Below are 2,845 nucleotides of genomic sequence, written 5' to 3'. Positions count from 1 at the left end.
GCCCTGCGCAGCGCGGGCGCGAGCAGCCCGAGCGGGGCCGCCGCGCCGAACCACACCGAGGTGCAGCCGTGCTCCCGCAGCAGCCCGGCGGCCCGCCGGGAGACCCGCGGAGTGGGCAGCAGCATGGTTGTTCGGTCGCGTACGATGACGAAGGGCTGTTCGGCGTCGAAGGCAGCTGTGGCCTCGGCTCCCTCCCGCCCCCGCTTCCACGTGGAGGCGTAGACGACGAGCCGTTCGGGGTCCAGCCGCAACGCCATGTTGTGCAGGAACGCCTGGATGCCGCCCGGTCTCGGCGGGAAGTCGTTGGTCACGATCAAGGTCTTGTGCATCGTCTTGCGCATCGCCGTCGACAGTACCGAACCCCTGCCCGGCACCTCCGCCCGGCCGTGCTCCACCGCTCCCGCACAGGAACGCGCGAAACGGTGACCGCACGGACCGCGCGGGCCGCCGCGGCGGGACCGTACCGGGGGATCCTCACGGGAAGAGGCAGGTGGGCATGGCGGAAGCCAGGGGGCCGCGGTTCCCGTACGTACTGCTGGCCGTCTGGGTCCTGACGAGGCTGGCGCTGCTCCTCTTCGTCCTCAAGGTGTTCGTCTTCCCCGGCCCGGACGTCACGAGCGACGTCGCGGTGACCTACCGGAACTGGTACGAGGTCCTGCGCACCGGCACCTTCCCGCTGGACGACGTGACCTGGCAGTACCCGCCGGCCGCCGCGCTCGCGATCCTCTCCCCCGCGCTGCTGCCGTTCCTCGCCTACCCGGAGGCGTTCTTCGCCCTGGCCCTCGCCGCCGACCTGTGCGCGCTCGCGCTGCTCCTGTACGCGGGCCGGCGCCGGGAGAGGTCGCGGCGCGGCGTCTGGGTGTGGGTGGTGGGGGTGCCCCTGCTCGGCCCGACGGTGTACTCGCGGTACGACGTGATGGTGACCGCCGTCGCCGTGGCCGCCCTCCTCGCGGGCGTCCGGCACCCGAGGGTCATGGGCGCGCTGGCCGCGTTCGGCGCCCTGCTGAAGGTGTGGCCGCTGCTGCTGCTCGTGGGCACGACGGGGCGCCGGGCCTGGGGCGCGGCGGCGGCGACGGCCGCGGGCGTCGCGCTGCTGTTCACCGCGCTGATGCCGGGCGCGTTCGCGTTCCTGACCTTCCAGCGCGACCGCGGGACCGAGGTCGAGTCCCTGGGCGCGCTGGTCTTCCACGTCGCCCGGCACCACGGCTGGGAGGGCCGGGTCCTGCTCAACTACGGCTCGGTGGAGTTCCTCGGCCCGTACGTCGACGTGGTGAGCACGGTGGCGCTGATGCTGACCGGGCTGGCGTTCGGCTGGCTGCTGCTGTGGCGGCTGTGCGCGACCCGGTTCCTGGTGCACACGGCGGCGGACGCCTCCTTCGTGGCGGTCCTGCTGTTCACCACGACGAGCCGGGTCATCAGCCCCCAGTACCTGGTGTGGCTGGTCGGGCTGGCCGCCGTCTGCCTGCTCTTCCGCGGCAGCCGGATGGGCCCGCCGGCGGGGATGGTACTGGTGGCGTGCTTCTTCACCGTGCTGGAGTTCCCCGTGTACTTCGCGGACGTCGTCGGCAGCACCCCCTTCGGCATCACCCTGCTGGTGATCCGCAACGGCCTGCTGGTCGCCGCGACCGTCACCGCGGGCGTGCTGCTGTGGCGCGACACCGTGTCGTACCGGGAGCCGGCCCCCGTGCCGAGCCGGGCGGCCCGCGCCGGCGAGGAGTCCCTGACCGGCTGAGGGACGGCCGGAGCCACCCCGGCAGGTCATCCCCGGCAGGTCATCCCCGGCCGATCACCCCCGGCAGGTCATCCCCGGCGGGTCATCCCCGGCGGGTCACCCCAGCCGGTCCCGCAGGTAGGCCCGCCAGTGGGCCGTGAACTCCTCCAGGGACGTGTCCAGGACCTCCCGCATCCCGGTCTCCACCGCCCCCGCCCGCTTCCCGTGCTCCCCCACGGCCCGGTAGAACTCGCCGAGCCGCACCTCGCCCCACCGCTCGGCGATCAGCCGGCAGGCCAGCCAGCCGCTCTCGTAGGCCCGCGCCAGCTTCCCCGCGTCCCCGCCGAACCCGAAGTCCCCGTCCGCGGGCAGCCCGGCCGGCACGTCCCCGCCGGCCACCGCCTGCCGCAGCTCGGGCGCGGCCTGCGCCGCCGAGCGGCCGGTGCCCCGGTAGCCGACCCAGTCCGCGTACCCCTCCGACAGCCACAGCGGGGTCGCCGCCGAGGTCGCGGCGCGGGTGGCGACATGGGTCGTCTCGTGCGTGAGCACGACCTGCCGGCCGAAGGAGCCCAGCACCCCGTACGCGTCCGGGTTGACGATGATCCGGTCGGCGGGCACCTTCCCCGATCCTCCCGTCTCGCCCGTGGTGACCGCCGCGATCCCCCGGTACCCGGCGGCGGGCGCCCCCAGCAGCTGCGCCATTCCCTCCAGCGACCCCGGTACGAGGACGACGACCCGGCCCGGCCAGTCCCCGCCCCACGCCTCCCGCACCGCGGGCACCGCCCGGTCGGCCAGCCCCGCGTAACCGCGCAGCGCGGAACGGGACTGCCCGACCCCCAGGACGAGGCTGCGCCCGCCGCGCACGGCCGTCACGGTCCCCTGCTCCCACAGCTGCCGGCCGGCGCCGGCGGCGGGCCGGTCGGCGGTCACGTACCAGCGTCCGCCGGCGCGCAGGAGGCTCAGCGTGCGGGCGGTGACGACGGGCGCCCGGTCGTGGCCGGCTATGCGGTAGCTCAGGTCCGCGTCGGCCGTGGCGCGGTCGCCGGAGCGGCTGAGGCCGGTCACGCGGTACGACCAGCCGGCCAGCGGGACCGCCCGCAGGTTCCTGAACCCGGTGCGTGCCTCGGCCCGTTC

General features: G+C 75.1%; 2 protein-coding genes and 1 pseudogene. 1 reads left to right on the top strand and 2 read right to left on the bottom strand.

The window, feature by feature from the left end:
- Positions 1-329 (bottom strand): annotated as a pseudogene (locus HO151_RS04995) (alpha-(1-2)-phosphatidylinositol mannosyltransferase); the annotation flags it as partial.
- Positions 330-496: 167 nt separating this feature from the next.
- Between HO151_RS04995 and HO151_RS04990 the strand changes: the two are divergent.
- On the top strand, positions 497-1,732 hold the full coding sequence (locus HO151_RS04990; protein WP_173894899.1) for a glycosyltransferase 87 family protein: 1,236 nt from the start codon (positions 497-499) through the stop codon (positions 1,730-1,732).
- Positions 1,733-1,828: 96 nt separating this feature from the next.
- Here HO151_RS04990 and HO151_RS04985 read toward each other — a convergent pair.
- On the bottom strand, positions 1,829-2,845 hold a 1,017-nt coding region (locus tag HO151_RS04985), incomplete at its 5' end, for a hypothetical protein (RefSeq protein ID WP_173894898.1).

This window comes from Streptomyces sp. 8P21H-1 (assembly GCF_013302945.1).
The sequence above is the reverse complement of the archived record's forward strand: the minus strand, read 5'-3'. Positions and strand labels throughout refer to the sequence as shown.